At 70.3% G+C, this 269-nt stretch carries 1 protein-coding gene; it reads left to right on the top strand.

Annotation, left to right across the window (positions count from 1 at the left end; translation table 11 throughout):
• Positions 1–269 (top strand): DDE-type integrase/transposase/recombinase (locus OP79_RS49355; protein ID WP_033329946.1); only part of this gene is annotated, 269 nt, incomplete at both ends.

Here is a 269-nt window from a genome sequence, read left to right as displayed (position 1 = left end):
AAGAACACGGGTGCGGTGCCGCGGGTGATCGTCACCGACAGGCTCCGCTCCTACGGCGCGGCCCACCGCGAGGTCATGCCCTCCGTCGAGCACCGCTCCCACAAGGGCCTGAACAACCGGGCGGAGAACAGCCACCAGCCCACCCGGCAGCGAGAACGCGCGATGAAAGGCTTCCGCAGCACCGGCGGAGCCCAGCGGTTCCTGTCCGCGTTCAGCGGCATCTCACCCCACTTCCGCCCCCGCCGCCATCTGATGACCGCTCCCGGCCA

The organism is Streptomyces yerevanensis, from assembly GCF_000716805.1.
Classification (GTDB): Bacteria; Actinomycetota; Actinomycetes; order Streptomycetales; family Streptomycetaceae; genus Streptomyces; species Streptomyces flaveus.
Note: the sequence above shows the minus strand (reverse complement) of the source record. Positions and strands in the feature narration are given on the sequence as shown.